Below are 26274 nucleotides of genomic sequence, written 5' to 3'. Positions count from 1 at the left end.
CATCCGGGTCGGCCTAGTGGACGACCTTCACGGTCACCGTGCGGGTGGCGGTGTTCCAAAGGGTGCTGCCGCTGTAGATCACGGTCAGCTTGTGGGTGCCGTCAGCCAGCAGCGGGACGCTGATCAGCGCCTTGCCGTTGTTCAGGCCCTTCTTGGAGACCAGGACCTTGCTGCCCTCCTTGACGGTGACGGTGCCGGTCGGCGTGGTGCCGAGGCCGGCGACGGCGACGCTGAACACGGCGTGAGCCTTGCGCGACACGGTCTTGGGCGTGCTGGTGCTGAAGCTCGGCGAGCCCTTCGCGACCTTCACGCTGACGAGCGCGCTGTTCGACTTCGTCGAGGCCGACGTGGCCGGGACGTAGCTGGCGACGAGGCCGTAGGTGAGCGCGTGCGGGTACGTCGAGATGACGGCCGAGGTCGCACCGGCGGCGAGCTTCGCGGTGCCGAGGACGGTGTTGCCGCTCTTCAGCGTGACGGTGCCGCCGGCCGGGTCGCCGTTCGCCACCGTGATGGTTGAGGGCGACGACTTGCCGATGACGAACGATCCGGGCTTGACGCTGGTGCTCGACACGGTCTGGGCGGCGTTCACCGCGACGGTCGACGGCGAGCTGACGCTCGCGCCGACGCCGGCGAGGGCCGGGACGAACTGCGCGGTGACCTGCGCGGAGCCCGTGCCCGTGAGAGTGACGGGAGCCGTGACCGTGGTCGCACCGGAGGCGACGACTCCGGAGCCGACGACGTTCTGGCCCTGGTAGAAGTACACCTTGCCTCCGCCGTTGCCGAAGGAGGTGACGGTGGCGGTGGCGTTGATCGCGGTGCCGATGGTCGCGGACGCGGCGATGGTCAGCGCGGTGCTCGAGGTCGAGGCCGTGAACGCGCGCAGCTGGGAGTAGCCGCACGTGGTGGCGGCGCTCGTGGCGGGCTCCGGCAGGAATCCGTAGGCCTCGATGGTCGCGGTCTGCTTGCAGACGAGCGAGTTGGGGCCGACGAAGGTCTTGGCGATCTGGCTGGACGGGTCGTCGGCCAGGCTCGACGGCACGATGTTGTACACGTCGCGGACGAAGCCGGCGTAGCCGGGATTCGTCGCGTAAGACGTGCCGCTGCCGGTGGTGGCCGGCGTCTGGCCGGTGGCCGACCGGCCGAGCGATGCGAGGACGACGCCGTGGCGGCGGTCGGTGACGGTGCCGACGCCGTTCGCCTGCGCCACCCACTGGCTCACCGAGAACGGTGCGATGGCGAGCGTGGAGCCCGAGGTGTAGTCGATCACGGCCTGGCCGTTGTGCTCCTCGATCGGCTGCCCGTTGTCGGTGTCGGCGACGTAGGGGTTCGTCGTCGTGAAGCCGGAGGCGTCGGTGAGACCGAGCTGGCCGAGGAAGTAGCTGCGGGTGCCCGAGCCGTACTTCGGGAGCAGCGGCTGGATCTTGTAGACCGTGGTGCCGTCGGGGCCGGTGGCGGAGGATCCGACCGAGTTGTACGAACCGTCGGCGTTGAAGTAGGCATAGGCGACGTCGCCGCGGTAGACGTTCCACAGCGTCGGCTCGGTCTTGTCCTCCTTGCCGGTGCCGATGTAGAAGGGGATCTTCGCGAGCGGGCTGCCGGGGGCGAACGCGACGTCGACCGCATCCTGCGCGAAGGGGATGTAGGCGACGACGCCGTCGGCGGCCTGCACGTTCGTCGCGGGCCCACCCGAGGAGCGAGCGAAGTCGAGCTGGCCGACGACCGACGAGTCGACCGTGGTGCTCGTGCCGTCGGCGAGCGCGACGCCCGACTTGTTGGCGAGCTGGCCGATCGAGACGAGGAGCTCGTCGCGGCCGGCGCCGGATCCCGACACTCGCGGGATCGCGATACCGCCGGAGCGGGTGACGACGCTGGGCCCGGCGTTGGTGGCGTCGTAGGAGGCGATCTGCCCGCCGCCGATCGCCGTCGCGACGCCGTTCATGACGTCCTGCGTCGTGTCCGAGCCGAGTCCGACGAGGGTGCCGAACGAGCCGGCGGGCGTCGGGTCGGCCTGGGCGGCCGGCACGGCGAAGGCACCCACGATGAGGGCGGCTGCCCCGATCGTGACGCCGAACTTGCAGAAGGTGGTGACCTTCATGGCTGGTGTTTCCTTTCGTTGTGATCTGACCTCGCCGGTGGCGGGGCCTGGAGTCCCCGCCGGCGGCGGAGGCGTGGGTGGAACTCGGTCACACGAGGGCGGCGGCGAGCTGCGCCAGCCGACGCCCGCGGCGGATCAGGAACGGACCGATGCCGAGCGCGGGTATCCCCGCGCCGAGCGCGCCCGCGAGACCCAGGCGGGTCGCGGAGAGCGGCTGGTCCTTCGTGCGCTGGTTCAGCGGGGCCGCCTCGTCGACGTCTCCGGAGACGGTTGCAGGAGCAGCGGCCTGCCCGCCCGTGGTGCCGGTGTCGGCCGGAGCGACGTCCGTCGCTCCTGCGTCCGTGCCCGAGCCCGACGTGTCGGCGACCGGTGCCGTGGATGTCTGCGGCGACGTGGCGGCCGCCGGCGGCACGGTGGCGGCGGGGCACTGCGCCGCGACCGCCTTCGAGTCGGTGAGCTGTGCCGCGACCTTCGTCGCGCCCTGCTCCATCGCCTGCGACAGGGGGACGTAGCCGTCGGGCAGATCGCCCTTGGCCTCGCCCGGGGTCTGCCCGCGGCCCGCGGCGTAGTCGATGAACTTCGCGTAGTCGGCGCGCTGCTGCGAGGTCGCGGCGCACACGTTGACGGCCGCATAGCTGATCATCGACAGCGGATACGCGCCCGAAGCCTCCGAGGTCGGGTCGGCGACGAGCACGCCGGGCACCTCGGACTGCTTCATCGTCGCGATGCCCTTGGCGATCGAGTCCGATGTGGGGGCGACGGCCTCGCCGGCCCCGTTGACCAGCTTCGCCGTGGGGAGGCCGTAGCGGGCGGCCGAGGCGGCGTCGGTGATGGAGAGGAGGAAGCGGCTTCCCGGGATCTGGGCGCCGAGCGACGTGTAGCCCTTCGGCTGGCCGTACGGGTTCCAGGAGTCCTTCTCGTTGGGATCGGCCTTGAGCGTGCGGTAGGCGCCCTCGTGCATGTCGTTCATGTACGGGCGCATGTCGAGCGTGCCGTACCCCGTCTCGTCGGGGTCTCCGCCCTTGGCGATGGTCAGGTCGGCCTTCGGGAAGCTGTCGACGGTCGCATCGGTCCCGAGGTCGAGGGGCAGGTAGCTCGGGTTGATCCGCATGCCCCATTCGTCCGCGTGGCCCTTGAGGAACGAGTCGGCGTCGGGGTCGGCGCGCAGCCAGGCCCAGACGCGCGCGTTCGCGTTCGCGTTGCCGAGCGCGACCATGAGGCCGGCCGGAGCCGTGTCGCTCTTCGAGTCGACGAACGTGGGGTTGAGGGCAAGGAACTCCGGATCGGTGACGATGCTCGTCGGATTCGCCTTCACCACCGCGTCGCCGGCGGCGCGGCCGGGGACGTCCGCCTGGTACGACTGCGTGAGCAGCTTGGCGACGAGACGGGCGTTCAGCGTGAGGTCGAGGGCCTGAAGTCCGTCGCGGCTGTGCGCCGGGGCGTTCGGGTAGAGCCGGTAGTCGATCGTGAACGCCACGACGATCGCGGACTGCGCGACCGGCGCGTAGTCGATCGCGGTCCCGCCGGACGTGGCCGCGTCGAGCGGGTCGTTGACGATCGCCAGGCGCGAGGCGCCGTCGATCGTCGACACGATCTGGTGGTGGGCCTCATCGTCTCCGATCTGCGAGAACCCGTACGTGGTGCCGAGTCCGCACAGGGCCGGCTGCCACGACGTGATCGCCTCGGTGATGGTCTCGGAGCCGACGAGCCGCTGCTCCTTGTTGCCGATCGGGCACGACTGCGCCACCGACCGGAACCCCAGCCTGACCACGACGCGGTCGCGCCAGGCCGTCTCGGAGAGCGGCGAGCCGGTCACCCGACCCGCGGCGGTCGACGTCGAGGCCGAACCGTCGAGGTTGTGGCTTCCGCGGGGGACGATCACGAGCCAGCAGGAGCGCGGCGACGTCACTCTGCCCACCGTGTCGTCCTCGCCGCATCCGAGCTGCGGCGCCTCGAGGCCGGTCTGCGTCTCGAACGTCACCTGCCCCGAGCCGTCGCCGGCCGTGCGGGCGGCGCTCACCTCGTTGGTGGTGGTCGCGTCGAACTGCTTCGAGAGGTCGACGGTCGACTTCGCGAGTGTGCCGTCGACAGCGCGGAACGGCACCCGGTACGCCTTCTGGAACGGGTTCGTCACGGGCGGGTCGAGGAGGTAGTCGGGGTCTGCCTTCGCGCCGGTGAGCGTCGGATCCTCGAGCGGGTCGTCGCCGACGACGAGGTCGCGCTTCGCGGTGTTGACTCCCATGAGGGCGCTGATGCTGGCCGAGGGCGCGCCCCACTCGCACTGCTCGGGGCTCGGCCCGGTGGCCTCGTCGCCCCAGCACTGCATGATCTGCAGGTAGTTCGTCGCGTACTCGGCCGGCGAGGTCGGCTTCGCGCCGGTCCAGCTGACGGTGATGCCTTGGTCGACGAGGTTCTGCGTCTGGCTCACGGTGAACGCCATCGACGAGAAGTCCGAGGCGTCAGGATCCGCGGCACCGCTCCCGGCGGAGCCCTGATCGCCCAGCGCCGCCTGCGCGGCCGTCCACGTCGTCGACACCGCGGATCCGGTGGCGTTCGACGTCGTCGCGGACGGAGCGGATCCCGCTGCGGCCGCGGTCGACGCCGACGCGGGGATCGTCGCCACCAGCAGCGAGCCGGCGACGGCGGTCGTGACGACGCCGAAGACGAGAGCCGCCGAACCGAGGCGGACGAGGTGGCGGCTGTTCATCGGCGGACCCTCCGGCGGCTGAGGAGCAGCCCGACCAGCGGCGGGACCACTACGAGGCCGAGGAGCGCGGCGACGGCGCCGACCATGAGCGACTGGCGCGGCGTCCACCCGCTCGACGCGGACACGGAGACCGGCAGCGCCGCGACGTTCTGGCAGACGCCGCTGTCGGCGTCGCACTGGACCGGCGAGCCGTCGCCGAGGGCGTTCACGGTGGAGGCGGAGCCAGTTCCGGAGCCCGAGCCCGTCGTGCCGGAGCCGGTGCCGCCCGATCCTGCGGCCGCCGTCGCCCCCGCGGTCGCTGTCGACCCCGCCGTCGCCTTCGTGCCAGTCGACGATCCGGTCGTCGACGCGACCGCGCCGGTCGAGCCCGACGAGGACGCGCTCGACCCGGCCTGCGTCGGCGTCGACGCCTTCGCGCCGCCCGTGCCCGTCGTGCACTGCGTGGCGCCGAGCTTGTCGCACGGCGAGGGCTGCGGGGCGTTCTTCGCGAGCGTGTTGGTGCCGTCGGACGAGAACGTCGGGTTGTTGCACTTCTTGATGTCGATCGCCGTCGCCACGACGCCGGGGATCCGCTTCACCTGGTCGAGGCCGGCCTGGACGAGGTTGATCGGAAGCGGCGAGTAGCCGAGCACCTCCGCCTGCTGCTGCCCCTCGCAGAGGAAGTAGTTGGAGAAGGCGCCGAGGGTCTTGCCCTTGGCCGTCGTGAAGTTGGTCGCCGTCGAGGTCGGGATGATCATGTAGGAGTACGACGACAGGGGGTACGCGCGAGGGTCGGGGTTGTCGTAGACACCGTCGAGGATCTGCGTGAGGTACTGCGGCGACGCCTTGTTCTGGTTGATCTTGGCGGCGAGCAGACCGACCGCCACGTTCGAGGCGGTCGGCTCGACGTAGTAGCTGGCCTTGTTCAGGATCTTGGCGACGGGGTAGCCGGTCTTCAGCGCGTAGGAGTATTCGACGTAGGTGATCGTGCCGACGTTGGCCTTCTGGGCGACGTAGCCCGAGACGCCCTGCGAGTTCGGCTGCGCGATGAAGCCCTTCCCTGGGATCACCGGGTAGTTGGACGTGATCCCACAGGGCAGGGGTCGGCCGGCCTGCTTGCAGTAGGCGTTCCACGCCGACGGGTACTTCTTGCTCATCCAGGTCGTGAACTGAGCCGTCGAGCCGGAGCCGTCGGACCGCACCACGGGAACGATCTGGCGCTTGGGGAGGTCGAGTCCCGGGTTGTCGGCCTTGATCTTCGGGTCGTCCCAGCTCGTGATCGTCCCGGTGAAGATGCCCGTGAGCGTCGCGCCCGACAGTCGCAGGTTCGTGACCTGCTTGCCGCCCGCGCTCAGGTTGTACATGAAGGACGTGCCGCCCGCCACGATGGGCATGTAGGCGTAGCCGACCGTCGGCGGTGCGTCCGTCACGCCGCCGTCCGTGATGCCGTAGGGGATCTCCGAGACGGCGAAGTCGACGGTGCCGGCCTTGAACTGGTTGCGCCCGTCGGACGAGCCGGTCGACGCGTAGTTCACGCGCATGCCGTACTGCTGCACGTTCACGGCCCACTGCTGGATCGCGTTCGACGACCACGACGACCCCGCGCCCGAGATCGGGACGTAGGAGGTGGCCGCACTGGCGGCCGCGGCGGGCAGGATCGCGAGGGCGACCACGGCGGCGGCCAGCAGCGCCCCGAGGGTGCGTCTTCTTGGGGTGATCACGAGGGGTCCTTCTCGGGGGGAACGGGGAACACGGGGAACTCCTGCGGAGCGGGGTGGGTCGGGATGAACCGCTCGGAGAGGTCGGACGCGCGGGAGCGCGCGGGAGCGGTGAGCGTCGCCAGGCGAGCGGCGCCGGCCCCGAGGAGGCTCCCGATCCTGCGAATCCGCTCGGCCCGCCGCTCACGGCTGGCGACCGTCTGCGCGCCGATGACGCGGGCGATGACGAAGAGGGCGAGCACCAGGAACATGAGGACTGCCGCGGCGCCGAATCCGCGAGCGATCATGTTCGGCTCGGGCGACTTCACGAACTCGAAGATCGCGAGCGGCAGGGAGATCATCGGCCCGTGCAGCGGGTCGAGGTTGAGGCCGGCGGTGAAGCCCGAGGTCAAGAGGACCGGGCTGGTCTCGCCGATCCCCCGCGCCGTGGCGAGGATGATCGCGGTCACGAGACCGGAGCGGGACGTCGGGAGCACGACGCGCCACACGGTCTGCCACTGCCCGGCGCCGAGGCCGATCGAGGCCTCCTTGAGCGTCGCCGGTACGAGCCGGAGGACGACGTCGGCCGACCGGATCATGATCGGCAGCATCATCACGCTGATGGCGAGCGAGGCGGCGAAACCCGACTTGTCGACGCCGAGGACGAGGATCACGCTGGCATAGATGAACAGACCCGCGACGATCGACGGAAGGGCGGTCATCGCCTCGACGATGGTTCGGACGAAGCGGGCGAACGGGCCGGGCACCTCGGTGAGGAACAGAGCCGTCGTGAGCCCGAGTGGCACAGTGATGACGAGGGCGATGCTGATCTGGATCAGCGAGCCCGCGATGGCGTGGAGCACTCCGCCCGACGACAGCGGGTCGAGCGGCCCCGTCAGCGACATGTCCTGCGTGTAGAGGTTCCAGTGCGGCAGCGCCTTCGACGCACGGACGACGCTGAACGCCACGACGAAGACCAGTGTGGCCACGACGACGAACGCGAGCGTGTGGATAGCCGCCGACACGACCCGGTCTCGCACCACGGCCGCGCTCTCCTCCACCGCCACGAGCAGGGCGTAGAAGACGAGGAACATCACGTAGAAAACAGCGGCGAAGGCGATCGGGCCCGACACGGGAGCGAGTTGGGCGAAGATCGTCGCGGTGACCGCAAGCGACGCGAGACCCGCCCCGACGATGGCCAGCAGGTCGCTGATCCGCATGCCGTTCACCCGACGCACTTCGGGGCCCCGACGCGGCTCCGACTCGCGCTCGAGCAGGGGCAGGACGGTGCCCGAGCCGCCCTCGGACGGGTCCGACGGGCTCGTGGGCGCGGCCTGGACGAGCCGCTCGCGGCGACCTGCGGGCAGGGCTGACGGGGCGCCCTTCGGCGCCTGGATGATCTCGGTCATGACTAGCTGCTCGCCCCCGACCGCGATCGTGCGACGACGGCCGACGCGGCGAAATTGATGCACAAGGTCATCAGGAAGAGGGTCAGCCCGGCGGCCATCAGGGCCGACGTGCCGAACGGCGTCGCATCGCCGTAGCGCAGCGCGATGAGCGACGACACCGAGCTCGCGCCCGACTGGAGGACATGCGGCTGGATCACGAACACCGGCGAGATGATCATGTAGACGGCGATGGTCTCGCCGAGCGCCCGCCCGAGACCGAGCATCGTCCCGCCGATCATGCCGCCTCGCCCGAAGGGCAGAACCACCGCACGGATCATGCCCCAGCGAGTCGAGCCGAGTGCGAGGGCGCCCTCGCGCTCGCCCAGAGGCGCCTGCGAGAACACCTCGCGCATGATCGACGTCACGATCGGCGTGATCATGAGGCCGACGACGATCCCCGCGATGAACGTCGACGACGTGTAGACGGTGGACGACGCGAGCGGGTCGTCGAGGTGGACGCCGTCCACGCGGAAGAGCGGGATCCAGCCGAACCACTGCGAGATCCAGCGCGACACCGGCGTGATCTGGTTCTGCAGGAAGAAGAAGCCCCACAGCCCGTAGACCACGCTCGGGATCGCCGCCATCAGGTCGACGAGGCCGATGAACAGCGAGCGCACACGGCCGGGCGCGTACTCGGTGATGTAGAGCGCCGTGCCCAGCGCGAGCGGCACGGCGAAGACGATGGCGACGGCGGCGATGAGGAGCGTTCCGATCAGCACGGCGGCGATGCCGAAGTGGTGGGCGTCGGGGTCCCAGGCCTGGGTCGTGAGGAACCCGAGGCCCGCCACGCGGAGCGCCTGCGAGGCGCGGAAGGCCAGGAAGAGACCGACCAGCGACATGATCGTGAGGACCAGGATCCCGCCCGTGCGGGCGAGGCCTCGGAACCTGACGTCCGACGGGTCCCGCACGACCGTGAGCAGGCGGGGCGAATCTGTGGACAACGTCATCCTTCGATGTGGCGAGGGCTGTGAGGGAGGGGCGCGGGATCGGAGTCGACCTCGTTTTCCAGCGGCATCACAGTGGCAGTCGGCGGCCGAACGGAGGCCCCCTCGCCACGGACGAATCCGTGGCCGGTCGGTGAACATCCGGTGATTCCAAGCGGATTCTTATTTTTCGATGCAGCACCGTGACCCCCGTTCGGGGGGTAGACCTCCGCGTGCGGGGTACGACCATCGGGGTGCAATTGCCGAGCGTGCAAAAATCCCTGATGAACCCCGACTTTTCAGTTCGGGTTACAGGGATTTCCGGGCGCGTCGAGACGTCCGCTCACGCGGAACGCGACGCCGGACGACGCCCGATCGGGCATCGCGGAGACGTCAGAGGAGGTCGCGCAGGGCGGCGAAGCTGTCGTCGAGGTGGTGGCCGAGAGCGTCGGCGGTGTCGGCCGGGTGGGTGTCGGCTGCTCCTGCGGCCCCTTCGAGCCACTGCGCCCAGGCGTGGCGGAGCGCCGCCATGATCACGAGGCCGAGCAGCTGCGCCCGGCTGGCGAGCTGGGCGGGGTCGCTCTCGAGGTCGGGTTCGTCGCGCAGGAGCCGCCGGCTCACCACCGCGGTCAGCTCGCTCTCGAACTCGTGGAGGGACGCGCTGCGGCGGGCGAACAGGTCGGGGTGCTGGCGCAGCACCTTCCTGCGCTCGAGGACCAGTTCGCGGTCGGTGATGTTCTCGGCCATCGCCTCGTCGAGCAGGACGACGATGTCGCCGAGGAGCTCGCCGGTGGGCTCGCCGCGGACGAACGCCTCCTCCGGCTCGCCGGAGGGCATGCGGGGCGGGTCGCCGACGACGGCGTCTTCCTTCGAAGGGAAGTAGTTGAAGAACGTTCGCGGCGAGACGTCGGCGGAACGGCTGATCATCTCGACGGTGACGGCGTCGTAGCCCCGTTCGGCGACGAGCCGCAGCACTGCGACCTGGATGGCTCGTCGGGTGGCGAGACGCTTGCGCTCTCGGAGGCCTGGCGTGGGGTTGACGTCGGTCACGGGGTCATCCTGGCAGATCATCGCGCGGGGGCGCTGAGTGTGACGCGGCTACCCGCGGCTGGTCCGGCTGTGCCGCGCCACGGCGACGAGCATGGCCTCGAGGGCGAGGGCGGGCGCGACGTTGCCCTCGATGCGGGTGCGGGCCGTCGTGATCGCGTCGAGGACGGCGAGGGTCGCGGCGGGCGTCGAGGCCTGCGCGGCGGCGTCGAGCGAGGGGCGGATCGCCTGGTTGACGGGGTCGTCGCCGACGCCGAGCTGCAGCAGGAGGATGTCGCGGTAGAGCGAGAGCAGGTCGACCAGGATCCGATCGATGCCGTCGCGCAGCGATCTCGTCGCGCGCCGCTTCTGGTCCTCCTCGAGCGCGCGCAGCTGCGACCGGAGGGCGGGCGGGATCGTGCCGCCCGGGGCGACGCCGAGCGATCGCAGGGCGTTCTCGCGCTCTTCGGCGTCGCGCATCTCGGTGATCGCCTTGGCGTCGTCGCCGGCGACGGCGAGGAGGGTCGACGCGGCCATCACGGCGTCGGCGACGCTGCGGATGCCGAGTGCGGTGTCGAGCGTCTGGCGCCTCCGGGCGCGGGCGTCGGGGTCGGTGGCCAGTCGATGCGCCATGCCGATGTGGCTCTGCGCCTCGCGCGCGGCGACGAGCGCGAGCTCGGGGTCGACGCCGTCCCGGTCGCGGAGGAGGGCGGCGACGTCGTCGACGGCGGGCACCCTCAGCCGGACGCTGCGCACCCGCGACCGGATCGTCGGGATGAGGTCGGCCTCGCTCGGCGCGCACAGGATCCACACGGTGCGGGGCGGGGGCTCCTCCAGCGCCTTGAGCAGGAGGTTGGAGGTGCGCTCCGTCATGCGGTCGGCGTCCTCGATGACGACGACGCGGTACCGGCCGACCGAGGGAGAGAACTGCGAGGCGGTGACGAGCTGGCGCACCTCGTCGATCGTGATGATGACGCGCTCGGTGGACAGCACGGCGAGGTCGGGGTGGGTGCGCGCGTGCACCTGCCGCAGCGTCTGCTCCTCGTCGTCGGGGCCGCGTGACAGGAGGGCTGCGGCGAACGCGTAGGCGAGGTTGGATCGCCCGGAGCCGGGCGGGCCGGTGATGAGCCAGGAGTGGGTCATCGAGCGGCTCTCGGCTCCTCCTGCACCCTCGTCGGCGAGGTCGAGAGGGAGGTCGCCGGGCGCCGCGACGCCGGCCGCGGCCGCGAAGCCGCGGATCGCTTCGGCCTGACCGGTCAGGTGGTCCCAGACGCCCATGGTCAGCCCAGCATAGTCGCGACCCTGGCCCGGATCTCGGCCTGGAGGTCGTCGATCGAGCGGGTCGCGTCGAGCACCAGAAAGCGCTCGGGCTCGTCGGCGGCGAGCCCCAGGAAGGCGGCACGCACGCGGGCGTGGAAGCTGTCGGACTCGGCCTCGAGTCGGTCGTACTCGGTGCGGGCGGCGTCGAGTCGGCGGCGGCTGGCCGCCTCGTCGAGGTCGAGCAGCACGGTGAGGTCGGGCAGGAGCCGCTCGGTCGCCCAGAGCGACAGGTCGCGGACCTCGGCGGGGTCGAGCACGCGGCCGGCGCCCTGGTACGCCACCGACGAGTCGAGGTAGCGGTCTTGGAGGACGACCTCGCCGCGCTCGAGTGCGGGCCGCACCACGGTGGCGACGTGGTGAGCCCGGTCGGCCGCGTAGAGAAGGGCTTCGGCGCGCTCGGCGATGTGGCCGCGCCGGTGGAGGACCATCTGGCGGATCTCTCCGCCGAGGTCCGTGCCGCCGGGCTCGCGGGTGCGCACCACCGTCTGCCCCTGGTCGATCAGCCACGACTCCAGGAGCGCGGCCTGCGTCGACTTCCCGACGCCGTCCCCGCCCTCGAGCGTGACGAACAGACTCGCCACTAGTCGGACTCGGGCGCCTGCGTCGTCGGCAGACCGGTCTTCTTCGCGGGAGCACGCCGGGTGGCCGGCTTCTTCGCGGCCGTGGTGGTCTTCTTCGCGGCCGCGGTCGTCGTGGTCTTCTTCGCGGCGGGCTTCTTCGCCGTCGATTTTTGGGCGGGAGCCTTCTTGGCGGCGCCCTTCTTGACCGGGCCCCTGGCGCGCTTGTCGGCGATCAGCTGGACGGCTCGGTCGTAGTCGACGTCCTCGACGGTCTCGCCGCGCGGGATCGTCGCGTTGGTCTCGCCGTCGGTGACGTACGCGCCGAAGCGGCCGTCCTTGATCTTGATCGCCTTGCCGCTGACCGGGTCGGGCTGCTCGAACTCCTTGAGGGCGCTCGAGGCGCGCCGGGCGCCATACTTGGGCTGCGCGTAGAGCTCGAGAGCGCCGGCCAGGTCGATGTCGAAGATCTGGTCCTCGCTGGTGAGCGACCGGGTGTCGGTGCCCTTCTTGAGGTAAGGGCCGTAGCGGCCGTTCTGCGCCAGGATCTCATCGCCCGACTCGGGGTCGGCGCCCACCGTGCGGGGCAGGTCGAGCAGCTTGAGCGCCGTGTCGAGGTCGACCGTGTCGACCGCCATCGACTTGAAGAGCGACGCCGTACGCTCCTTCGGCGCGGCGGCCTTCTTCGGAGCGGCCTTCTTGCGAGCGGGAGCCTTCGTCAGGGTGGTGCCCTCGGCGGCGGTTGCGGCGCTGGCGTCGGCCTCGGCCGCGGTCTCGATGATCTCGCCGGTCTCGGAGTCGACGGCGATCTCGGGCTCGGCCTCGGGCACGCGCTCGGTGACGTAGGGGCCGAACCGGCCGTCCTTCACGATGACCTCTTTGCCCGTGTCGGGGTTGAGGCCGAGCACGCGGTCGCCCACGACGGGAGCGTCCATGAGCTCGCGTGCCTTGGCGGGAGTGAGCTCGTCGGGTGCGAGGTCTTCGGGCACATTCACGCGGCGCGGTGTCTCGGGGTCGTCGGAGGGCGCCTCGAGGTACGGCCCGTAGCGGCCGATGCGGAGCGTGATCCCCTCGCCGAGCGGGATCGAGTTGATGTCGCGAGCGTCGATCTCGCCGAGGTTGTCGATGACCTTCCGCAGCCCGCGATGCGAGTCGTTGCCGAAGTAGAAGCCGTTGAGCCAGTCGACGCGGTCGGCCTCGCCGCCGGCGATGAGGTCGAGGTCGTCCTCCATGCTGGCGGTGAAGTCGTACTCGACGAGGTCGGCGAAGTAGTCCTCGAGGAGGCGGACGACCGAGAACGCGATCCAGTTCGGAACGAGGGCCGTGCCGCGCGGGGTCACGTAGCCGCGGTCGACGATGGTCGACATGATGGCCGCGTACGTCGACGGGCGACCGATGCCGAGCTCTTCGAGGGTCTTGACGAGGCTGGCCTCGGTGTAGCGCGGCGGAGCCGAGGTGTCGTGACCCTTGGCCTCGACGTCGTCGACCGAGAGCGTCTGCCCCTCGGTCAGCTGCGGGAGCTTCGCGTCGGCCGGAGCGTTGTCGGCGGCGTGGCGGTCCTCGTCGCGCCCCTCCTCGTAGGCGGCGAGGAAGCCGCGGAAGGTGATGACGGTACCGGTCGCGACGAACTCGGCGAGGGTGCCCGAGGCCGGCGACGCCGGGCCCTGGGCGATGCCTGTGACGGGCTCGAGGGTCGTGGCGGCGACCACGACGGACGCCGTGGAGCCCTTCGCGTCGGCCATCTGCGAGGCGACGGTCCGCTTCCAGATGAGGTCGTAGAGCTTCCAGTCGTTGCCGCGCAGGATGCTCTCGAGCTCGGACGGGGTCTTGAACGTGTCGCCGGAGGGGCGGATGGCCTCGTGGGCCTCCTGAGCGTTCTTGCTCTTGCCGGTGTAGACGCGGGGCTTGTCGGGCACCGTGTCGGCACCGTAGAGGCGCTTGGCCTGGGACCGCGCCGCGTCGACCGCCTGCTGCGAGAGCGCCGGCGAGTCGGTTCGCATATAGGTGATGTAGCCGTTCTCGTAGAGCGACTGCGCGACGCTCATCGTCTGGCGGGCCGAGAAGCGGAGCTTGCGGGCTGCCTCCTGCTGCAGCGTCGACGTGGTGAACGGCGCGGCGGGACGGCGGGTGTAGGGCTTGGACTCGACGGACTGCACGAGCACGCCGACGCCCGGGCGGTAGAGCGCCTCGGCGAGCGCCTGCGCGGTCTCGCCGTCGAGGGTGAGGGCGTCGCTGGTGAGCACGCCGCGGTCGTCGAAGTCGCGACCCGACGAGATGCGCGTCCCGTTGACGCGCACCAGGCGCGACGGGAACGGCGACCGCTCGGTCTCAGGAGAGAAGATCGCGGAGAGGTCCCAGTAGCTCGCCGACACGAAGGCGAGGCGTTCGCGCTCGCGGTCGACGACGAGGCGGGTGGCGGCGGACTGCACGCGGCCGGCGGAGAGCCCCGGGCCCACCTTGCGCCAGAGAACGGGCGAGACCTCGTACCCGTAGAGGCGGTCGAGGATGCGCCTGGTCTCCTGGGCGTCGACGAGAGCGGTGTCGAGCTCTCGCGTGTTCTCCTGCGCCTTCTGGATGGCGTCCTTGGTGATCTCGTGGAACACCATGCGCTTGACCGGCACCTTGGGCTTCAGCTCTTCGAGCAGGTGCCACGCGATGGCCTCGCCCTCGCGGTCCTCATCAGTGGCGAGGTAGAGCTCGTCGGCGCCCTTCAGGGCGCGCTTGAGGTCGGCGACCGTCTTCTTCTTGGCGTCGGACACGACGTAGTACGGCTCGAAGCCGTTCTCGACGTCGACCGAGAACTTGCCCAGCGACCCCTTCTTCAGCTCGGCCGGGAGGTTCTTGGGCTCGACGAGGTCGCGGATGTGGCCGACCGAGGCCATGACCTCGTAGCCGCTGCCGAGGTACTGCCCGATCGTCTTCGCCTTGGCGGGCGACTCGACGATGACCAGCTTCTTGGTGCCTGGCACGGGACTCCTTGAATGTAAGAGGACTGCCTGCGACGGGCGCAGACGATAGGTCGAGGGAATCGCGGTGGCCCGGATCAGACGGAACGCGAGGCCCGACTGAGACGGAGCCGGGACGATGCCACGGCCGACGGGTGGCCTTCGGCCTCGTCGCCACGCGGACCGGTGGAAGCCGCGCTGTCGGCGCACCCGACAGGCACACCATACACACACAGAGCCCGGGTCTTGGTCTTCATTTCTTGGAATCATCAGTGCTTCCGCTGTCGGCGGACACGGGCTGACCGGCCGTGGCGGCCACCGCGATCGGGATCAGGGAAGGGCCCGACGACGCCACGACGGTGACGGTCGAGCCGTCGACGACGCAGTCGGCCACGCCCACCGAGACGGCCCCGGCGACCTCGGCCGCACGGTCGCAGGGCCGCCCGGCGACGAGGCCGGACGCGGCGTCGGCGGCGGCGAGAGCGGCAGCGTCGGCCGCCTGTGCGACACGGTGCCGCTCGACCAGGATCCCGGCCGCGCCCAGCACACCCGTCGTCACGATCAGCACCGCGCCGACCACCGCGACGAGGACGACGCCCACCGTCAGCCTCCGTCGGCGGCCGCGCAGCTGCGCGCCGAGAGCGGGACGGCAACGGGCAGCGGGCCCAGCCGCGCGGTGTCGTCGAGCCGGACGCAGACCAGCGTGCCGCGGTCGACCGCCATGCGTGCCCCCGGCGCGAGGTTCGCGACGGCGGCGCGCCCCGAGGCATCGTCGCCGCGCCCCTCGGCGCGGGCGGCCAGCCCGGCGGCGTCGGCGAGACGGATCGCATGCCCCGCCGCGCCGAGCGCCGCGAGCGCCGCGGCGAGCGTGAGCACCACCGCGGGCAGGACGAGCGCGAACTCGACGGTCGCCGTGCCCTCGTCGTGACCGCTCACACTCCCGACAGCGCCTTCTGCACGAGATCGGTGAGCAGCCCCTGGACACCGCCGGAGCGCAGGATCGCCGCGAGCACCCCGGCGAACGCCACCGCGGCCAGCAGCACGACGGCGTACTCGGCGGTGACCGCGCCGGTGTCGTCGCGCCAGCCGCCCTGGCCGGCCCGCGCCCCGCGGTCTGGAGAAGAGGAGAAGAAGGTCATCGGAATCCTTTCGTCGAGGTGCCTCCACGCTCCCGTACCGGGCCACCCGCCCGTGGCCGGCGAGCACGATCTGTGGAGAGTCCGCCGTCACGCGCCGCCTGGGGAGGAGAGGAGCGACAGGGCAAGCGGCACCACCCCGACCAGGACGAAGGCGGGCAGGATGCACACCCCCAGCGGCAGCATCGACAGCACTCCCAGCCGCTCGACCGCCTCCGCGGACCGTGCCCGCGCCTCGCGCCGCCGCGTGGCCGCGACCGACCGCAGCAGCTCGGCCCCCGGGGCGCCGGATGCACGCGACAGCGCCATCACCTCGCCGAGCGCGGCGGAGTCCCCCTCGTCGAGCGACGCCGGGCAGTGCTGCTGCAGGGCGTCCGCCACCCGGCGCCGCGCAACGTCCCAGGCTCCTCCCCCGCCGATCGCGACGGCGACCAGCTCGAGCTCCAGGCCCGCGACGGCGCCCGGGGGCTCGGCCGCCGCGATCAGACGCGAGTTCCACAGGTGCGCCACGGCGACGAGGGCGGCCGCCGCGACCATCAGGGCCCAGCCGAGGGGGCGGGCGACGAGCTGGCCGAGACCGTCGAGCCCGAGGATCAGGCCGAGCAGCACGCCGACCCCGGGCAGCGCGAGCACGACCCGGGACGACATGCGGGGGCCGGCGAGAGCTGTGTCGATGTCGTGCCGCGTCTGCTCCTGCGCCCGGAGGCTCGCCGACATCGACCGCAGGGCCGGCCCGATCGGTGCGCCGCTGGCCTCGGCGACCTGCCACGCGGCCGCCGCCTGGCGCCACGACTCGTCGATCGCCGCGGCCGAGATCGCAGGAGCAGCCGGCTCGCCGCACACCAGAGAGCCCGCCGCGGCTCGCGCCGCCCGGGCGCACGCACCGCCCCCGCCGTCGTCGAGATGTCTCCAGGCCGCGCCCGGCCCCACGCCTGCCTCGAGCAGCACGGCGAGGCGTTCGAGCGCATCGGCGGCGCCGAGCCCGCCGGCGCCGCGCGCTCGCGCCCCACGCCACAGCACGAGCCGATCCGTCACCCCACGTCGCAGCACCTCAGGCCTCCGTCTCGACGCGCAGACGATCTCGGCCGTCGAGCGCGAACCGGGCGAGCCCCGCGATCCTGCGCCCTGTCGCCCCGGTCTCGGTCGGGAACGCCTCGAGGTGGACGACCGCGTCGAATGCGGCGACGACCTGCCGGGCGAGGGTCTCGGGCCCCATGCCCGCCAGGGCCCCGAGCGCCTCGAGGCGGGCGGGCACGGCACCGAGGCCTGAGGCGTGCAGCGTGCCGGCCCCTCCGTCGTGCCCCGTGGTGAGGGCGGTGAGCATCTCGCGCAGCTCGACGCCGCGGCACTCGCCGACGACGAGGCGGTCGGGCCGCATGCGGAGCGCCTCGCGGACCAGCTGGGCCAGATCGAGTCGGCCGCGGCCCTCGAGGTTGGCCTGCCGGGCCTCGAGAGCGACGACGTGCGGGTGGTCGATGCGGAGCTCTGCGACGTCCTCGAGCGTGACGATGCGCTCGTGCGGCGGCGCGCTGCCGAGGAGCGCGGCGAGCAGCGTCGTCTTGCCCGTGCCGGTCGCGCCCGTGATCAGGAGGTTCGCCCTCCGCGCGATGAGGCCCTGCACCGTCGAGCGGTCGACGAGGTCGAAGAGGCCGCGTCGCTCGAGATCGTCGAGGTCGAGGATCCCCACGCCCGGCACCCGGACCGACACCACGGCGCCACCCTGGGCGATGGGCGGCAGCACCACGTGCACGCGCACGCCGTCGGCCAACCGGACATCGGCGCAGGGCGTGCCCTCGTCGACGTGTCGGCCGCCGAGCGAGACGAGACCGGTCGCGAGGCGGTGAGCGGCGTCGCGATCGAGCCGCAGCGACGCGACCGGTTCTGCGCCCCGGCCGCGGACCACCCAGACGTCGCCCGTCGAGTTCACGAAGAGGTCGGTGAGGGCAGGATCCCCGAGCACCCCGGCGAGCGGCCCGAACTGCGCCGGCACCGCCCGCGTGGCGGGCGACTGTACCCCGCGCCATACGTTTGTCCCCCTGCCGCCCGGCGTGCCGCCCCGAGGGTCGACGACGAACGGATCACCCGGCTCGGCGCGATCGAGAGGACGCGAGACGGTGGAGTGCGGTGCGGTCGTGCTGGACATGCTCGACGGTAGGTCGCGAGGGCGGGCGGCAGACGGTTCTGCACACCCGTGGCCGAAAGCGCCCGTCTTTCCGCCGATTGTGGAGGAGAGGCGCATCACCGCGAGGCGCGTCTCGCAGGGCCGCAGAAGGCAGGCTTCGAGGCATGCCGGTTAAAAGAGAGGGGCGGCGCCAGTTGGGGGGAACGGGCGCCGCCACGGCAACGCGCGATTGGGGGGAATCGTGTGCGTTGCCCGTCGAAACGAGTTCGACTCCGATGAGTGTACCCCAAAGCGCGCCGGGCGCAAGGAGTCGCAACGTCCTTCCCAGAGTATTGTTCGACAGGCGAGACGCCGGGGGCGAACAGTCGCGCCTCGACAGCCTCGAGACAGCCACGCAATGACGCGAGAAGGAACCCATGCCAGACAACATCGACAACCTCCTCACCGAGACCCGCCGCTTCGCTCCGGATGCCGAGTTCACGGCTTCCGCGGTCGCGGACGCGGGCCTGTACGAGCGGGCGAGGGCCGACCGGCTCGGGTTCTGGGCGGATCAGGCGCGTGGGCTGGTGTCGTGGGAGAAGCCGTTCACCGAGGTGCTCGACTGGTCGAACCCGCCGTTCGCGAAGTGGTTCGCCGACGGCACCCTCAACGTCGCCTACAACTGCCTCGACCGGCACGTCGAGGCGGGCCGCGGTGACCGCGTCGCCCTGCACTGGGAGGGAGAGCCGGGCGATTCCCGGTCAATCACCTACGCCGAGCTCACTGCCGAGGTGAAGAAGGCGGCGAACATGCTCGAAGGCCTCGGTGTCCGCGACGGCGACCGCGTCGTCATCTACATGCCGCTCATCCCCGAGGCGATCGTCGCGATGCTCGCCGTCGCCCGGGTCGGCGCGATCCACTCGGTCGTGTTCGGCGGGTTCAGCGCCGAGTCGATCCGTTCGCGGGTCGACGACGCCGGCGCGAAGGTGCTCATCACGGCCGACGGCGGCTGGCGCAAGGGCGTCGTGTCGCCGCTGAAGCCCGCGGTCGACGAGGCCCTCGACGCGACCGTCCACGGCCCCTCCACCGTCGAGAAGGTCGTCGTCGTGAAGCGTGGCGGCAACGACGTCGCGTTCACCTCGGGCCGTGACCTGTGGTGGGACGACCTGATGCAGGAGCAGGCCGCCGAGCACACGGCGCAGGCGTTCGAGGCCGAGCATCCCCTCTTCATCCTGTACACCTCCGGCACCACAGGGAAGCCGAAGGGGATCCTGCACACCTCCGGCGGGTACCTCACCGGCGCCGCGTACACGCACAGGAACGTGTTCGACCTGCACCCCGAGACCGACGTGTACTGGTCGACGGCCGACATCGGCTGGATCACCGGGCACACCTACGTCGTCTACGGCCCCCTCGCCAACGGCGCCACCCAGGTCATCTACGAGGGCACCCCCGACAGCCCGGTGCCGGGCCGCTGGTGGGACGTCATCGAGAAGTACGGCGTCACGATCTTCTACGCGGCACCGACCGCGATCCGCGCCGCGATGAAGACCGGCCGGCAGATCCCCGCCTCCCGCGACCTCTCCTCGCTGCGCCTCCTCGGGTCCGTGGGCGAGCCGATCAACCCCGAGGCGTGGGTCTGGTACCGCGACGTCATCGGCGCAGGCGCCACACCGATCGTCGACACCTGGTGGCAGACCGAGACCGGGTCGATCATGATCTCCGCGCTTCCGGGCGTCACGACGCTGAAGCCGGGGTCCGCGCAGGTGCCGCTGCCCGGTGTCGCGGTCGACGTCGTCGACGACCACGGTGTGCCCGTGGGTGACGGCGAGGGCGGGCTCCTGGTCATCACCGAGCCCTGGCCGAGCATGCTGCGCGGCATCTGGGGCGACACCGAGCGGTTCGTCGACACCTACTGGTCGAAGTTCGGCCGCTCCGTCTACTTCGCCGGCGACGGCGCCCGGAAGGACGACGACGGCGACATCTGGCTCCTCGGCCGCGTCGACGACGTCATGAACGTCTCCGGCCACCGGCTCTCGACCGCCGAGATCGAGTCCGCGCTCGTCTCTCACCCGATCGTCGCCGAGGCCGCCGTCGTCGGCGCCGCCGACGAGACCACCGGTCAGTCCGTCGTCGCGTTCGTGATCCTCCGCGCCTCGCAGGCCGACACCATGACTCCGGAGGAAGCCGCGGCCGCGCTGCGGAACCACGTCGCGCACGAGATCGGCGCCATCGCCAAGCCGCGCACGGTCATGATCGTGCAGGAGCTGCCGAAGACCCGCTCGGGCAAGATCATGCGGCGCCTCCTCCGCGACGTCGCCGAGGGCCGCGAGATCGGCGACACCACCACCCTCGCCGACACCACCGTCATGCAGGCCATCCGCGTCGGATAGGAGCGAAGCGACGGGCGCTCAGAAGCGGACCTACTCGACCTCGAGGACCAGCTCCACCTCGACCGGCGAGTCGAGCGGCAGCACCGCGACACCCACGGCGCTGCGGGCGTGACGACCGGCCTCGCCGAAGATCTGCGCCAGGACGTCCGAGGCGCCGTTGATCACGCCGGGCTGCCCGGTGAACGACGGGTCGGAGGCGACGAACCCGGTGACCTTCACGACGCGGACGACCCGGTCGAGGTCGCCGAGGACGCTCTTCGCAGCGGCCAGGGCATTGAGGGCGGACTGTGCCGCGAGCTCCTGCGCCCTGACCGGGTCGACGAGGCCGTCGGCGGTGCCGACCTTGCCGGTGACCGGGAGCGCTCCGTCGACGAAGGGCAACTGCCCGGCCGTGTAGACGACGCCTCGTGAGAGGAGGGCGGGCACGTAGGAGCCGGCGGGAGCCGCGACCGGCGGAAGCGTCAGGCCGAGCGACGCGATGCGCGCCTCGACGGCGCCGGTCACGCCTGCTGCACCGGTCGCTTGAGGTACGCGACGAGGGCGCCCTCGGGGCTCTGGAGGACCGTCACGAGCTCCCACCCCTCCGACCCGAAGTTGTTCAGGATCGCGGTCGTGTTGTGGTTGATGAGGGGGGCCGTGAAGTACTCCCAGAGGACCATATTCGGTGTCCGTTCAGTCAGGCGGTGTGGTCGATCACTTACCCTGATCCTATGTCTGCCCCAAAACAGAGGCCCACGTCTGTCGTCGGAGCCGTCCTCGGCTTCGTCGGTTTCAGCGCCCTCGCCGGCCTTCTGGTCACCATCGGCGTGACCCCGGCTCTCGCGGTCGGCAGCGTCACGGCGTCCAGTTCCGTCGGCATCTTCAACAGCCTTCCCGACTACATCTCGATCGGCCAGCTCCAGCAGCGCAACACCCTCTACGCCACCGCCGGCGGCAAGCAGGTCGCCTTCGCCACGCTCTACGACCAGAACCGCGTCAACGACACCTGGGACAACGTCTCCGACAACCTCAAGAAGGCGGCCGTCGACGGCGAGGACCGCCGTTTCTACGAGCACGGCGGCGTCGACCTCACCTCGATCATCCGCGCCGGCATCGGCTCGGTCACCGGCGGCCTCGGCGCTGCGGGCGGCGGGTCGACGCTCACGATGCAGCTGGTCAAGAACATCCGCCTCGCGCAGGCGCAGAACGCGCCGACCATCGCCGAGCAGAAGGCTCTGTCGGCCGAGGCGACCGACACCTCGATCACCCGCAAGCTCCAGGAGATGAAGCTCGCCATCGGGCTCGAGAAGAAGTACACGAAGAACGAGATCCTGCTCGCCTACCTCAACATCGCCTACTTCGGCGACCAGGCCTACGGCGTCGAGGCAGCCGCACAGCACTACTACGACAAGAGCGCGAAAGACCTCACGCCGATCGAGGCCGCCAGCCTCATCGCGATCGTGCAGTTCCCGACGAGCCGCAACCTGTCGACGCCGAAGAACTACGCGGCCAACGAGGGCCGACGCAACGTGATCCTCAAGTCGATGCTGCAGGAGGGCGACATCGACCAGAAGTACTACGACGCGGCCCTCAAGATCAGCCCCGCCAAGTACGTCAAGCTCACACCGCCCACCCAGGGCTGCGCGGCGGTGACGTGGCCCGGGGCGCAGAACTTCTGCGACTACGTGCAGCGCAACGTGGGCAACTTCTCGTTCCTGGGCTCCACCACCAAAGAGCGCGAGGCGAACTGGAAGACCGGCGGCTACAAGCTCTACACGACGCTGAACCTCGACCTCACCGCCAACGCCAAGTCGCAGATCGACTCCTACGCCCCGAACACCGAGACGAGGTTCGACCTCGGCGGCGTCGTCGACTCGGTGCAGCCGGGCACGGGGCGCGTGATCGTCATGGCCCAGAACAAGAACTACACGGCGGGCTCCGGCAACTCGACCCAGACCTCCCTCAACTTCTCCACCGACGAGGCCTACGGCAACTCCGGCGGATTCCAGACCGGCTCGACCTACAAGGCGTTCACGCTCGCCGACTGGCTCGCGAAGGGCCACGGGCTCAACGAGTACGTCGACGCGACACCGCGCACCTTCTCGCCGTTCACGCAGTGCGGAAAGAAGATCGTGCCGAGCCCGCCGTACTCGCCGAAGAACGACGAGGGCTACATCCGCGGCAACATGAGCGTGATGACCGCCACCGCCCTCTCCGTCAACGTGGCCTTCGTCGCCATGGCGCAAGACCTCGATCTCTGCGACATCAAGACGACCGCCGAGTCGCTCGGCGTGCACCCCGCCAAGACCGGTGCGCAGCTCGAGGCGAACCCGTCGTCGGTGCTCGGCACGAACTACATCGCGCCGCTCACGATGGCGGCCGCGTACGCCGGAATCGCCAACAACGGCGTCTACTGCTCGCCGATCCTCGTCGACAAGGCGATCGACTCGACCGGCAAAGACCTCGGCGGCCAGCCCAAGTCGTGCAAGCGGGCCATGTCGGCCGACGTCGCGCACGGTGTCGTCTACGCGCTCAAGGGCACGCTCACCGGCGGCGGCACGGCCGTCGGCGCCGACCCCGGCAACGGCGGTCAGTACTTCGCCAAGACCGGCACCACCGACGCCGCCGACCAGATCTGGCTCATCGGCTCGAACACGGCGCTCACCACCGTCACCTGGATGGGCAACATCGAGGGAAAGACCAGCCTCCGGCAGGAGTACGGCCCGCACGGACAGTACGCCTCGTCGCGCGCATCGCTCTTCAACGCCATCGCGACGGTCAACGACACCCTCTACAAGGGCGGCGACTTCACCGATCCGCCGCAGGACGAGATCTACGGCACCACCGGCGTGACCGTTCCCGACGTCACGGGCATGAGCACCACCGACGCCGAGAACGCCCTCATCGCAGCCGGCCTCGGCTACACGATCGGCTCGCCCGTCGCCTCGTCGCAGCCGCAGGGCGACATCGCCACGACCAGCCCCGCCGCGGGCGTCAGCGTCGCCCAGGGCACGCGCGTGCAGATCAACCCCAGCGACGGCTCCCAGGCCACGACCTCCGTGCCCACCGTCACCGGGCAGACGCTGAAAGACGCCGAGAGCGCACTCTCGAGCGCCGGATTCGACACGTCCAAGGTGACCGTCACCTACGCGCAGTCCGACGACAGTCAGAAGTGCGACGTGCAGTCGTCCACCCCGGCCGGCGGCAGTCAGGCCGCGGCCGACACCGCCATCCAGCTGACCGTCGGCGGCGGCACCGCCGGCACCGACCCGGGGAACTGCACATGACCCGCCGCAGCGAGACCGCGCTCGGCGCAGCGACCCTCATGGCCGCAGGAGCAGCTGCAGCGTTCGCCTACGGAACGTTCGTCGAGCGCGGCAGGTTCCACGTGCGCCGAGAGACCGTCGAGCTCCTGCCCGCCGGGTCGCGACCCATCACCGTCCTCCACCTCTCCGACATCCACATGGCCCCGTGGCAGCACGAGAAGCAGGACTGGCTGCGCGAACTCGCCGTCCTCGAACCCGACCTCATCGTCAACACCGGCGACAACCTCGGGCACATCGACGCCTACGAGGCGCTCGAATACGCCCTCGAACCGTTCCGCGGAATCCCCGGCGTCTACGTGCACGGCTCCAACGACTACATCGCGCCGACGTTCAAGAGCCCGCTGACCTACTTCGGCGGCCCCAGCCGGGCCGGCCAGAAGCCGACCATGCTCGACAACGACCGCCTCACCGCGTACTTCGACGACTCCGGCTGGCTGTCGCTCAACAACGCGGCCCACGCGCTCGAGCTCAAGGGCAGCCGCTTCGAGTTCTTCGGGGTGAACGACGCCCACCGCGGCTGGGCACGGCTCGACAAAGTCCCCGCGATCCTGGACGACCTGCGCGAGAACGTCGGCTGGGACGACGAAGACGGGCCCCGCGCCGTCAGCATCGGCCTCACCCACGCCCCCTACCAGCGCGTGCTCAACTCGTTCGTCACCAACGGCGCCGACATGATCTTCGCCGGCCACACCCACGGCGGCCAGGTGTGCGTGCCCGGCTACGGCGCCCTCGTCACCAACTGCGACATCCCCCGAGACCAGGTCAAAGGCCTCAGCACCTGGAACCACGCACTCCACTCGGCCCGCCTCGAAGTCTCCGCCGGCATCGGAACCTCGATCTACGCACCCTTCCGGTTCGCCTGCCCGCCCGAAGCCGTCCTGGTGACACTGACCGGTCCGAACATGGGCTAAAGTAGTGGAGTCGCTTCGAGCCCCGGCTCGAGACGACGACACACCTCGGGGTGTGGCGCAGCTTGGTAGCGCGCCTCGTTCGGGACGAGGAGGTCGTGGGTTCAAATCCCGCTACCCCGACGAAAGAATTGGCTAGACCTATTGGGTCTAGCCAATTTTTCGTTGTGCTTGTCTGGTCGGCTCCGCCGACGTGCAACTCGCTGCGCTCGTTGCGGGCCTACCGGGAGTTACTCGGGGGGGCATCGCTTCGCTCGCCGGCCTGCCGGAAGTGGCTCGTGCGGGCGGGGGCTAACGGGGGGGCGGCGAGGAGCGCGCGGAGGGCGGCGAGAGCCTCGAGGAGGGCAGGAGTGGGGACGGGCGCGTATCCGACCACGAGGGCAGGGCGCGACGACGGGGAGGGCGTCAGGCGGTAGACCGTCAGATCCTGCGCCCTGATGCCCTGCGCCGCGAGCGCCGCCAGCACCGACGCCGCGGACGGTCCCGTCGCCGCCCACGACACGACCGCGTGGAGGCCGCCCTCGAGCGCCCGCACGTCGACGCCCGCGGCCCTCACATCGGGCCGCGCCGCCCTGGCCGCGATCAGGTCGCGCCGGTGCGTGTAGTCGCGGCGCGCCCGGCCCAGGTGCCGCCGGTACGCCCCCGACGTCAGCAGCTGCGCCACCGCGTGCTGCACGGGCTCCCCCACCGCGGGCCCTCGCGCGGTCCGCGCGTCCAGCAGCGCCTGCCTCACCGCCTCCACCCGGGGCAGGATCAGATACCCGCACCGGAGCCGAGGGTCGAACGTCTTCGAGAAGCTCCCCACGTGCACGACGACGCCCGCACGGTCGAGGCTGGCGAGCGCCGGCAGCGGGTCGCCGCGGTGACGGAACTCGCTGTCGTAGTCGTCCTCGACGACGACCGCCCGGGCCGAGGCGGCCCACTCGACCAGGTCCAGCCGGCGCGCGACGGGCAGGCTGCCGCCCAGCGGGTACTGGTGGCTCGGCGTCACCATCACCGCGTCGACCGGTTCGGCCTCGTGGAGGCGACGGAGTCCGGCGACGTCGAGACCGCCCTCGACCGTCGGGACCGCGACGACCGATGCCCCTGCGCTGATGAGCGCCCGCTGGCCGGTGCGGTAGCCGGGGTCCTCCACGGCGATCCGCGGAGCCCGCCCGAGCCGCACCCGCAGGGCCTCCCCCACGAGCGACAGCGTCTCCGAGGTGCCCGACGTGATCACGACGTCGTCGGCCGTGGCGTCGACGCCCCGCGAGACGCTGAGCTGGGCGGCGACCGCACGCCGCAGCTCGGGCGTGCCCGCGGCGGGCGAGAAGCGGTTCTCGAACGGCTGCGCGGCCGCGTGCCGCCAGGCCGATCGCCAGTCGCGCTCGCTGATCGCCCGCACGTTCGGCACACCCGGGCTCAGATCGATCCGGAAAGCGGGCACCTCGACTGCCGCGGCCCCGGACACGGCATCGGGGCCCGACGGCTCCCGGGTCGCAGGAGCAGCGGCAGGGGCCGCGAGCACCCGGGTCCCCGCCCCCGGCGCCGCCCGCAGATACCCCTCGCCGTCGAGCTGCTCGTACGCCGCCACGACCGTGCCGCGCGAGACCCCGAGCTCCGCGGCCAGCGCCCGCGTGGAGGGCACGAGGTCGCCCTCGCGCAGGCTGCCGTCGTGGATCCGGGCCCGAATGCGGTCGGCCACGGCGGAGCTCTTGCGGACGGGCACGCGGGTGGTCCTCTCGTTCGCGCAGG

General features: G+C 71.0%; 20 protein-coding genes and 1 tRNA gene. 4 read left to right on the top strand and 17 right to left on the bottom strand.

Annotation, left to right across the window (positions count from 1 at the left end; genetic code table 11):
- Window positions 1–13: 13 nt before the first annotated feature.
- From C8E83_RS01265 to C8E83_RS01205, 14 genes are all read right to left on the bottom strand, one after another.
- Window positions 14–2095: an Ig-like domain-containing protein gene (locus tag C8E83_RS01265; RefSeq protein WP_121368064.1), complete on the bottom strand. Its 2082-nt coding sequence runs from the start codon at window positions 2093–2095 to the stop codon at window positions 14–16.
- A gap of 88 nt (window positions 2096–2183) precedes the next feature.
- Window positions 2184–4802, bottom strand: a complete 2619-nt coding sequence (locus tag C8E83_RS01260; RefSeq protein ID WP_121368063.1) for a hypothetical protein — start codon at window positions 4800–4802, stop codon at window positions 2184–2186.
- A complete protein-coding gene (pstS, locus tag C8E83_RS01255) occupies window positions 4799–6502 on the bottom strand; it encodes a phosphate ABC transporter substrate-binding protein PstS (protein WP_245981330.1) in 1704 nt (567 codons plus the stop codon). Before pstS ends, C8E83_RS01260 begins: the two co-directional genes overlap by 4 nt.
- Window positions 6499–7887, bottom strand: coding sequence for a phosphate ABC transporter permease PstA (gene pstA / locus C8E83_RS01250; RefSeq protein ID WP_211331642.1), 1389 nt, complete (start codon window positions 7885–7887; stop codon window positions 6499–6501). The genes pstS and pstA overlap by 4 nt, the downstream gene beginning before the upstream one ends.
- 2 nt (window positions 7888–7889) lie before the next feature.
- Window positions 7890–8867 carry a phosphate ABC transporter permease subunit PstC gene (gene pstC / locus C8E83_RS01245; protein ID WP_245981328.1) on the bottom strand — a complete coding sequence of 326 codons (978 nt, stop codon included), beginning with the start codon at window positions 8865–8867 and terminating at the stop codon, window positions 7890–7892.
- Between the two features lie 375 nt (window positions 8868–9242).
- A complete protein-coding gene (locus C8E83_RS19715; RefSeq protein ID WP_245981326.1) occupies window positions 9243–9899 on the bottom strand; it encodes a TetR/AcrR family transcriptional regulator in 657 nt (218 codons plus the stop codon).
- A gap of 48 nt (window positions 9900–9947) precedes the next feature.
- Window positions 9948–11153, bottom strand: a complete 1206-nt coding sequence (locus tag C8E83_RS01235; protein ID WP_121368061.1) for a DNA polymerase III subunit delta' — start codon at window positions 11151–11153, stop codon at window positions 9948–9950.
- 2 nt (window positions 11154–11155) lie between these two features.
- Entirely contained in the window at window positions 11156–11776 is a 621-nt protein-coding gene (tmk, locus tag C8E83_RS01230; protein WP_121368060.1) for a dTMP kinase, read from the bottom strand.
- Window positions 11776–14721 (bottom strand): type I DNA topoisomerase, encoded by a 2946-nt coding sequence (topA, locus tag C8E83_RS01225; protein WP_121368059.1) that lies wholly within the window; start codon window positions 14719–14721, stop codon window positions 11776–11778. The genes tmk and topA overlap by 1 nt, the downstream gene beginning before the upstream one ends.
- A gap of 229 nt (window positions 14722–14950) precedes the next feature.
- Entirely contained in the window at window positions 14951–15298 is a 348-nt protein-coding gene (locus C8E83_RS01220; protein ID WP_245981324.1) for an Rv3654c family TadE-like protein, read from the bottom strand.
- A 2-nt stretch (window positions 15299–15300) separates the two neighbouring features.
- Window positions 15301–15633, bottom strand: coding sequence for a TadE family type IV pilus minor pilin (locus tag C8E83_RS19360; protein ID WP_170159793.1), 333 nt, complete (start codon window positions 15631–15633; stop codon window positions 15301–15303).
- Complete coding sequence (locus C8E83_RS01215) at window positions 15630–15836, bottom strand: DUF4244 domain-containing protein (RefSeq protein WP_121368058.1); 207 nt, start codon at window positions 15834–15836, stop codon at window positions 15630–15632. Before C8E83_RS01215 ends, C8E83_RS19360 begins: the two co-directional genes overlap by 4 nt.
- Window positions 15837–15923: 87 nt before the next feature.
- The gene (locus tag C8E83_RS01210) at window positions 15924–16853 is read right to left on the bottom strand and encodes a type II secretion system F family protein (protein WP_170159811.1); all 930 of its coding nucleotides are present in this window, start codon (window positions 16851–16853) and stop codon (window positions 15924–15926) included.
- Between the two features lie 31 nt (window positions 16854–16884).
- Window positions 16885–17976 carry a TadA family conjugal transfer-associated ATPase gene (locus C8E83_RS01205; RefSeq protein ID WP_121368056.1) on the bottom strand — a complete coding sequence of 364 codons (1092 nt, stop codon included), beginning with the start codon at window positions 17974–17976 and terminating at the stop codon, window positions 16885–16887.
- Between the two features lie 395 nt (window positions 17977–18371).
- Between C8E83_RS01205 and acs the strand changes: the two genes are divergently transcribed.
- Complete coding sequence (gene acs, locus C8E83_RS01200; RefSeq protein WP_121368055.1) at window positions 18372–20327, top strand: acetate--CoA ligase; 1956 nt, start codon at window positions 18372–18374, stop codon at window positions 20325–20327.
- Between the two features lie 30 nt (window positions 20328–20357).
- Here acs and C8E83_RS01195 read toward each other — a convergent pair whose 3' ends face one another.
- Both C8E83_RS01195 and sp36 read right to left on the bottom strand, forming a co-directional pair.
- Window positions 20358–20831, bottom strand: coding sequence for a RidA family protein (locus C8E83_RS01195; protein ID WP_121368054.1), 474 nt, complete (start codon window positions 20829–20831; stop codon window positions 20358–20360).
- A complete protein-coding gene (gene sp36, locus C8E83_RS19355; RefSeq protein ID WP_170159810.1) occupies window positions 20828–20986 on the bottom strand; it encodes a Sp36 family protein in 159 nt (52 codons plus the stop codon). The genes C8E83_RS01195 and sp36 overlap by 4 nt, the downstream gene beginning before the upstream one ends.
- A gap of 51 nt (window positions 20987–21037) precedes the next feature.
- Between sp36 and C8E83_RS01190 the strand changes: the two genes are divergently transcribed.
- The 3 genes from C8E83_RS01190 (at window position 21038) to C8E83_RS01180 (ending at window position 24663) form a co-directional block, all read left to right on the top strand.
- Window positions 21038–23593, top strand: coding sequence for a transglycosylase domain-containing protein (locus tag C8E83_RS01190; protein ID WP_121368053.1), 2556 nt, complete (start codon window positions 21038–21040; stop codon window positions 23591–23593).
- Window positions 23590–24543, top strand: coding sequence for a metallophosphoesterase (locus C8E83_RS01185; protein WP_121368052.1), 954 nt, complete (start codon window positions 23590–23592; stop codon window positions 24541–24543). Before C8E83_RS01190 ends, C8E83_RS01185 begins: the two co-directional genes overlap by 4 nt.
- Window positions 24544–24589: 46 nt before the next feature.
- Window positions 24590–24663, top strand: a tRNA-Pro gene (locus tag C8E83_RS01180).
- A 97-nt stretch (window positions 24664–24760) separates the two neighbouring features.
- Here C8E83_RS01180 and pdxR read toward each other — a convergent pair.
- Entirely contained in the window at window positions 24761–26248 is a 1488-nt protein-coding gene (pdxR, locus tag C8E83_RS01175; RefSeq protein ID WP_170159809.1) for a MocR-like pyridoxine biosynthesis transcription factor PdxR, read from the bottom strand.
- Window positions 26249–26274: the final 26 nt, after the last annotated feature.

Source organism: Frondihabitans australicus (genome assembly GCF_003634555.1).
GTDB classification, from domain to species: Bacteria; Actinomycetota; Actinomycetes; order Actinomycetales; family Microbacteriaceae; genus Frondihabitans; species Frondihabitans australicus.
The sequence above is the reverse complement of the archived record's forward strand: the minus strand, read 5'-3'. Positions and strand labels throughout refer to the sequence as shown.

Bases quoted from the DNA above. Each gene is read 5' to 3' on its own strand.
- C8E83_RS01235 (WP_121368061.1), bottom strand. From the start codon at position 11,153: ATGGGCGTCTGGGACCACCTGACCGGTCAGGCCGAAGCGATCCGCGGC.
- C8E83_RS01265 (WP_121368064.1), bottom strand. From the start codon at position 2,095: ATGAAGGTCACCACCTTCTGCAAGTTCGGCGTCACGATCGGGGCAGCC.
- acs (WP_121368055.1), top strand. From the start codon at position 18,372: ATGCCAGACAACATCGACAACCTCCTCACCGAGACCCGCCGCTTCGCT.
- pstA (WP_211331642.1), bottom strand. From the start codon at position 7,887: ATGACCGAGATCATCCAGGCGCCGAAGGGCGCCCCGTCAGCCCTGCCC.
- C8E83_RS01205 (WP_121368056.1), bottom strand. From the start codon at position 17,976: ATGTCCAGCACGACCGCACCGCACTCCACCGTCTCGCGTCCTCTCGAT.
- C8E83_RS01215 (WP_121368058.1), bottom strand. From the start codon at position 15,836: ATGACCTTCTTCTCCTCTTCTCCAGACCGCGGGGCGCGGGCCGGCCAG.
- C8E83_RS01190 (WP_121368053.1), top strand. From the start codon at position 21,038: ATGTCTGCCCCAAAACAGAGGCCCACGTCTGTCGTCGGAGCCGTCCTC.
- C8E83_RS01260 (WP_121368063.1), bottom strand. From the start codon at position 4,802: ATGAACAGCCGCCACCTCGTCCGCCTCGGTTCGGCGGCTCTCGTCTTC.
- sp36 (WP_170159810.1), bottom strand. From the start codon at position 20,986: ATGGTCCTCTGGGAGTACTTCACGGCCCCCCTCATCAACCACAACACG.
- C8E83_RS01185 (WP_121368052.1), top strand. From the start codon at position 23,590: ATGACCCGCCGCAGCGAGACCGCGCTCGGCGCAGCGACCCTCATGGCC.